Here is a 7,165-nt window from a genome sequence, read left to right as displayed (position 1 = left end):
CCTATAAACACTACGCTCTCGTTTTCCCCGGACAGACCTGATGTTTGAGACCCTGAAGAAGGCCACGCTCGACAAGATTTTCGTGCTGATGGCCGAGTATGCCGCCGATCCCCGTGACGGAAAGATCGACCTCGGCGTCGGCGTCGACAAAGATCCCAAGGGCGTCACGCCCGTCATGAGTTCGGTGAAAAAGGCCGAGCAGCGCATCCTCGATAGCGCCAAGACCAAGACCTATAAGGGCGTGGTCGGCAACAAGGAATTCTCCGCCGCCATCGTCGACCTGGCGCTGGGCGGCGTGGTCGACAACAAGCGCATCCGTTGCGTCAACGGCGCCGGCGGTACCGGTGCGCTGTCGATCCTGATGAACGTGCTCGGCCGGGCGCGTCCCAAGGGCCGCATTTTCATTTCCGATCCGAGCTGGCCGAACCACTGGCCGATGGCTGAACTCGCCGGCCTGACCCCGGTCTACTATCCGTATTTCGACCACAAGACCCGCATCGTCGATTTCCCGGCCATGCTGGCGGCGCTCGACACCCTCACCTCCGACGATATCGTCTTGCTGCACGGCTGCTGCCACAACCCGACCGGCGCCAGCCTCACCAATGCGCAGTGGGACGAGGTGGTCGAGAGCCTGAAGCGCACCGGCGCCTTCCCGCTGGTCGATCTCGCCTATCTCGGCTTCGGCGATGGGCTCGAAGCCGACGCCTATGGCGTGCGCAAGGTCGTCTCCTCGGTGCCCGAGTCGATGGTCGCCTTCTCGGCGTCGAAGAATTTCGGTCTCTACCGCGAGCGCGCTGGCGTCGCCATTGCCATCGCCAGGGACTCCGATAGCGCCGACGTCGTCTCCTCGCAGATGCAGAACGTCATCCGCGCCACCATTTCGCAGACCCCCGACCATGGCGCGGAAATCGTCCGCGTCATTCTCGAGGACAAGGACCTGCGCGCCGAGTGGGAAGCCGAACTCACCGAGATGCGGGAACGGATGAAGCGCCTGCGCGTCAAACTGGCCGACGCCATCCGGCAGCGCTCGAACTCGAAGGATTTCGATTTCATCGCCGAGCACACCGGCATGTTCTCGCTGCTCGGCCTGCCTGAGGATGTCGTCACCAAGCTCAAGCTCGACGACGGCGTCTACATGATCAACGACAGTCGCATCAACGTCGCGGGAATCCCCGAGGATCGGATCGGCGAACTGGCCGACAAGATGCTCGCCGCTATCCGCTGAGCCCCGTCTTGGCTTTTTGCTGAGACGTTGTCTCGACTGCCGTTTGTGACTACCTAAAGAGCAGCTAACCATCTCCCTTGGAGGGGAACGAAATGAAGTTCTTCGTCGATACCGCCGAGATCAAGGACATCCGCGATCTCTATGAAACCGGCCTGCTGGACGGGGTGACGACGAATCCCTCGCTGATCGCCAAATCCGGCCGCCAGTTCAAGGACGTGATCAAGGAGATCTGCTCGATCGTTCCCGGTCCCGTGTCGGCTGAAGTCGCCGCCACCGACTATGACGGCATGATCGCCGAGGGCCATGTGCTGGCCAAGCTCGCCGAGAACGTCGTCGTGAAGCTGCCGCTGACCATCGATGGGCTGAAGGCCACCAAGACCTTCTCTAAGGAAGGCATCAAGACCAACGTCACGCTCTGCTTCTCGCCCAACCAGGCGCTGCTCGCGGCCAAGGTCGGCGCCACCTACATCTCGCCGTTCATCGGCCGTCTCGATGACATCAACGCCGACGGCGTCGAGCTGATCGAGAATATCCGCACCATCTACGACAACTACTCGTTCGCCACCGAGATCCTCGCGGCCTCGATCCGCACCCCGAACCACATCACCGAGGTGGCTCTGGCTGGCGCCGACGTCGCCACCATCCCGCCGGCGGTGATCTACAAGCTGGCCGATCACCCGCTGACCAAGTCGGGCCTCGAGCAGTTCGTCAAAGACTGGAAGTCGACGGGCCAGTCGATCCTTTGATCGTTTGAAGGCAGGGCGCGCGCCACACACTCGGAGTCATTCCCGCGAAAGCGGGAACCTCCGTTTCGGAGCGCGCCGCATCCACTGCAAACAGAGGTTCCCGCTTTCGCGGGAATGACCCGGTGACAGCGGGGAAATTCAGGCAAGGCTTCCCCCCATGGCCAATGAACTCATCGCCACCGCCGTCCGCAACGCGCTCGCTTCCGTCGAAATCCCCGGTGGCGGTGAACTGGCAGGCTATGGCGGCTTGAGCGAGATCATCGTCACCACCGGCGCCGTGGCCTTTGCCATCTCTGTCGCGCCGGGTATGGAAGCCGCCTTCGGTCCAGCCCGCGTCGCCGCCCAGGCGGCGGCCGAAAAGGTCGCCGAGGGTCGCAAGGTCATGGTGTCGCTGACCTCTGACCGCGCCCAGGCCGCAACCGGCCAGGCCAAGGCGCAGGGCCGTCCCGGCCCGCCGCCGCGCGAGGCTGTGCCTGGCGTCCGCCACATCGTCGCCGTCGGCTCCGGCAAGGGCGGCGTCGGCAAATCCACCGTGGCGGTCAACCTGGCGCTCGGCTTTGCCGCCGAAGGTTTGCGCACTGGCATCCTCGATGCCGATCTCTACGGCCCGTCGATCCCAAAGCTCCTGGGACTCGAGGGCAAGCCAGCCGTCCGCGACGACGGCATCTTCGCTCCGCACGAGGCCTATGGCCTAAAGGCGATGTCGATCGGCTCGATGCTCACTGCCAACCAGGCAGTGGTGTGGCGCGGCCCGATGGCCACTTCGGCACTGCGGCAGCTGTTGCGCGAGAGCGACTGGGGCGGGCTCGACGTGCTGGTCGTCGACCTGCCGCCCGGTACCGGCGATATCCAGATCTCGCTGGTCCAGCAGGTGCCGCTGCTCGGCGCCGTCATTGTCTCGACGCCCCAGGACCTGGCGCTGATCGACGCCAAGAAGGCGATGGATATGCTGCTCCGCACCGACGTGCCGATCCTCGGCCTCATCGAGAATATGAGCTACTTCGTCGCCCCGGACACGGGGAAGCGCTACGATATCTTCGGCCATGGCGGGGCGAAAACCGCTGCAAGCACCTTCGACATCCCGTTCCTAGGCGAAATCCCGCTGGTGATGTCGATCCGCGAAAGCTCCGATGCCGGCCGTCCGGTCGTCGCCACCGATCCCGATGGCGCCGAGGCCCAGGCCTTCCGCGCCATCGTCCGCACTATTCTCGCCGCCAGCCCGCAGCTGAAACCCTGAGCCATGCTGTCGCTTCGGCTCGCCACCGCAGCTGACATCGACGCGCTGATCGCCATCGACCACGTCGCTACGCACAGCGCCGACCGCCGTGAGGCCATCGCCGAGTGGATCGCGCTGGGCCAATGCCACCTCGCCGAACGCGATGGCGCGGTCGCTGGCTATGTCGCGCTCACCCGCAGCTTCTTCCGCTCGCCCTTCATCGAAATGCTGATGGTCGGCGCCGCCTTCCGCCGCACCGGCATCGGCCGCGCCCTCATCGAACACTGCGTCAGCCTCACCCCGCCAGCTGAGAAGCTCTGGACCTCGACCAACGAGTCCAACACGCCGATGCGCGCCCTGCTGCCGCAACTCGGTTTCGCGCAGACCGGCCTGTTCGAGCACCTCGACGAGGGCGATCCGGAGCTGATCTTCCTCAGGTGGCCTTCTGGTGCCGGCGCAAGCTGACCCCCACCCGCGCCTGGGATGACATCTCCGCTTCGCACTGTTATGCAATCGATTACATTGATCCGTGAACGTCGAGAATCGTCGTCCCGGAACGACCACAACGAGCGCATGAGCGCCGCCCTGTTGAGGAGTGAGAAGTGTTTTCGATTTCGCGTGACGAGCTCGGCCCGAATTTCACGTTCGGCGCCGCCACTGCCGCCTATCAGATCGAGGGCGGCCAGACCGATGGCCGCGGCACCTCGATCTGGGACACGTTTTCAAGCACCCCCGGCAATGTGAAGAACCTCGATACCGGCGCCATCGCCTGCGACCACTACAACCGCTGGCCCGGCGATCTGGACCTGATCCGCGATGGCGGCTTCGACGCCTATCGCTTCTCCTTCGCCTGGCCGCGCCTCATCCCCGAGGGGATTGGCGCAGTGAACCCCAAAGGGCTCGAGTTCTACGATCGGCTGATCGACGGCATGCTCGAGCGCGGCATCAAGCCCTACGCCACGCTCTATCACTGGGATCTGCCGAGCCCGTTGCAGGACAAGGGCGGCTGGATGAACCGCGATATCGCCAGCTGGTTCGCCGAATACGCGGCCGTGGTGGGGCACCACTTCGGCGATCGCCTGCACGCCACCGCCACCATCAACGAGCCGTGGTGCGTTGCCTTCCTCAGCCATTTCCTTGGCATTCATGCGCCCGGTTATCGCGATCTTCGCGCCGCTTCGCGCGCCATGCACCATGTGCTGTTCGCCCATGGTACGGCCATCGATGCGCTGCGCGCCGAGAGCGTCAAGAATCTCGGCATCGTGCTGAACCTCGAAAAGACCGAAGCCGCCTCCGACAAGCGGGAAGACCTCGAAGCGCAGAACCTCGGCGATGCGCTGTTCAACCGCTGGTATCTCGATGGCGTATTCAAGGGCCGTTACCCCGAGGCGCTCACCAGCCGGCTGGCTGAGTACCTGCCAGAGGGCTTCGAGAAGGACATGGAAGTCGTCTCCCGTCCGCTCGACTGGCTCGGCATCAACTACTATACCCGCGGCCTCTACGCCGCCGGTCCCAACGGGTTGTTCGGCGCCGAGCGCCGCTCCGGCGATCTCGAAACCAGCGATCTCGGCTGGGAAATCTACCCCCAGGGGCTCGAGGACCTGCTGGTTCGCGTCAACCGCGACTACACCAAGCTGCCGCTCTATGTCACCGAAACGGGTATGAGCGAGACCAACGACGAGCGCCGGGTGAAGTACTACGACGATCACCTCCGCGCCGTCGCCAACGCGCAGGGGCAGGGAGCCGATGTCAGGGGCTTTTTCGCCTGGTCGCTGCTCGACAATTACGAATGGTCGCAAGGCTACACCTCGCGCTTCGGCATCGTGCACGTCGACTACGAGACGCAGGTGCGAACCCCCAAGGCCAGCTACCGCGCCTTCCAGGGCATGCTCCACAACACGCGGTGATTGGCGGCTCTTCGCTCCTCGCTCCGCTCGGATCGGGCTGCACTTCGTTTCGCCGACCCCTCATCCGCCCTTCGGGCACCTTCTCCCTCAAGGGGAGAAGGCGGTCCGCGGCAGAAATCTCAGTCAAGGCCGACCTTCTCCCGTGAGGGAGAAGGTGGCGCGAAGCGCCGGATGAGGGGTATCGCAACCGTCAGGTCGCGCGATCGGAGCGTAGCGACGAGCGACCCGCCCCCTACATCGCCGGCGCCGGCTCCGCCGCGTAGGTCACCGTGTGTTTGCCACCCACCCAGGCGTAGGTGGCCCAGCAGGCGTCGGCCGCGGTCGCCTTGGGGCAATTGGTGCTGTCGACCCACAGGCGCGCCGTGGTGCCGGTCTCCGCCTGCACCAGCGTCGGCATGCCGCCCAGCGCCTCGATCGGCTCGGCGAACTTCTCCGACGACACCGCGATCTGCACGGCGCAGCCGCCATTGCCGCAGAACGCCGTCGCCGAATTGCTGCACTGCAGCGGCTGTGAGTTGATCACGTAATCGGCGATCCCGTCGCCATCGAGATCGGCGCTCAGCAGCCCCGGCCGGTCGCCACCGGCATTCAGCGTGCCACCCAGCTTGGTGCACTGTTCGGCATAGCCCGATATCAGCGTCTCCACACCCTCGGGGATCGGCGCCGTCACCGGCGGCACCTGGTTCTGCAGGTCCGAGAACTGCTGCATCGATGCGCCCAGTTCCGTCTTCAGCGCCGCGATCCGCTCGGCGTACACCCGGCGGAGGCAGGTGATGTCGGCACCGCATTTGCCGCGGTCGGCGAGGAACGCCTCGGCGTCGTCGTGCCGGGCACCGTTGGCGCCCATGAACATCGGCACTTTGTCGTAGGCGTAGAACAGCCCCGCCATCTCGCTGTCGAGCGCCGAGGTCACGCCATCGCGGCACACCGCCACTTCATCGGCTGCTGCCGCCTTGCTGCAATCGAAGCTCGCCGCCTGTAAGGGAGAGGCGACCAGCAGCAGAAACATGAGGCTCATGAGGCTCAGAAATGCGCGCATAATTTCACCTGCCGAATGTAAGTTGTTAAAGACACTAGCGTTTTTGGCGTCATCCGACGAAGCAACTCTCCGTGCGTTCTCAACGAAGCCTGAACTGCCGCCTACGGCGCTTGCCATAGCCACTGGTATTGGCCAAGAAGCAGCACGCTAATCCTGGCCATTCTGCGGTGCCCGATGCATGTCTACGTGATCAATCTCGCGCGCCGCCCCGACCGCCGGGCGTTCATGCAGCAGCAGGCCGACCGGCTGGGCCTGGTGTTCGACTACATCGACGCCGTCGACGCCCATACCGACGCCGCGGAATTCGCCGAGATCGAAGTGCGCTCCGGCCTCCATGGCCGCATCTCCAGGGGCGACCTCGCCTGTACGCTGAGCCACAGGACGTTCTGGCGCCGCTTCCTCGCTTCGGGTGAGGCCTATGCAGTCGTGCTGGAAGACGACGCCATCCTGGCCGACGATTGTGCGCAGTTCTTCGCCGACACCGGCTGGATTCCGCCGGGCGCCGATGTCGTCAAGCTCGAACGCTATGGCCGCCATCGCCCGATGTTCATGGACCGCGAGACATGGCCGGCTCACAGTCGGCGCGTTGCCCGCTTCTACGGCAAGTGCGCCGGTACGGCCGGCTATGTCGTTTCCGCGGCCGGCGCCCGCATGCTGCTCGATGCCACCACCTCGGTTGATGACCCGATCGACCAGATGATGTTCAACCCCGGCCGCTCGGCCCTGTTCGATCGCTTGGCGCCCTTTGTGCTGGAGCCGGCCATTTGCGAGCAGGAACAGGTTATCGTTCCCTCCGACATCCGCGGCAAACGCCAGTCGAGCCGTGGCGGGCTGCAGAGTGTGCTCAACGAGCTTCGCGCCGTCCCGCGGCAACTCGCGCACGCCGTCAGTCTCGTGCTGCCACTGCTGCAGGGGCGGCTCGAGCGCCGCGTCCTGACGTTCCGCCGCTAGGTAGGAGGCGCGATCTCTCAGTCCTGGCTTCCCTCCCCCTTGAGGGGAGGGATTGAGGGGAGGGGGTGGTGCAGTCAGCAC

General features: G+C 64.8%; 7 protein-coding genes. 6 read left to right on the top strand and 1 reads right to left on the bottom strand.

All coding sequences use genetic code 11. The annotated features are described in order from the left end of the window. Positions 1-40: 40 nt before the first annotated feature. From VW23_RS18145 to VW23_RS18125, 5 genes are all read left to right on the top strand, one after another. Positions 41-1,225 (top strand): amino acid aminotransferase, encoded by a 1,185-nt coding sequence (locus tag VW23_RS18145; RefSeq protein WP_069910956.1) that lies wholly within the window; start codon positions 41-43, stop codon positions 1,223-1,225. Between the two features lie 92 nt (positions 1,226-1,317). After that, the gene (fsa, locus tag VW23_RS18140; RefSeq protein ID WP_069910955.1) at positions 1,318-1,971 is read left to right on the top strand and encodes a fructose-6-phosphate aldolase; all 654 of its coding nucleotides are present in this window, start codon (positions 1,318-1,320) and stop codon (positions 1,969-1,971) included. A 157-nt stretch (positions 1,972-2,128) separates the two neighbouring features. Further along, a complete protein-coding gene (locus VW23_RS18135; protein WP_069910954.1) occupies positions 2,129-3,208 on the top strand; it encodes an Mrp/NBP35 family ATP-binding protein in 1,080 nt (359 codons plus the stop codon). 3 nt (positions 3,209-3,211) lie between these two features. Beyond that, on the top strand, positions 3,212-3,652 hold the full coding sequence (locus tag VW23_RS18130; RefSeq protein ID WP_201788070.1) for a GNAT family N-acetyltransferase: 441 nt from the start codon (positions 3,212-3,214) through the stop codon (positions 3,650-3,652). Between the two features lie 137 nt (positions 3,653-3,789). After that, positions 3,790-5,094 carry a GH1 family beta-glucosidase gene (locus VW23_RS18125; RefSeq protein WP_069910953.1) on the top strand — a complete coding sequence of 435 codons (1,305 nt, stop codon included), beginning with the start codon at positions 3,790-3,792 and terminating at the stop codon, positions 5,092-5,094. Positions 5,095-5,326: 232 nt separating this feature from the next. On the opposite strand, the gene VW23_RS29055 is transcribed toward VW23_RS18125, so the two are convergent. Beyond that, positions 5,327-6,112, bottom strand: coding sequence for a lysozyme inhibitor LprI family protein (locus VW23_RS29055; RefSeq protein ID WP_069910952.1), 786 nt, complete (start codon positions 6,110-6,112; stop codon positions 5,327-5,329). A gap of 195 nt (positions 6,113-6,307) precedes the next feature. Here VW23_RS29055 and VW23_RS18115 point away from each other — a divergent pair, with 195 nt between their 5' ends. Beyond that, on the top strand, positions 6,308-7,084 hold the full coding sequence (locus tag VW23_RS18115) for a glycosyltransferase family 25 protein (protein WP_069910951.1): 777 nt from the start codon (positions 6,308-6,310) through the stop codon (positions 7,082-7,084). Positions 7,085-7,165: the final 81 nt, after the last annotated feature.

This window comes from Devosia insulae DS-56 (genome assembly GCF_000970465.2).
In the GTDB taxonomy this organism is placed as follows: Bacteria; Pseudomonadota; Alphaproteobacteria; order Rhizobiales; family Devosiaceae; genus Devosia_A; species Devosia_A insulae.
This window is presented reverse-complemented; position numbering and strand designations above follow the sequence as displayed.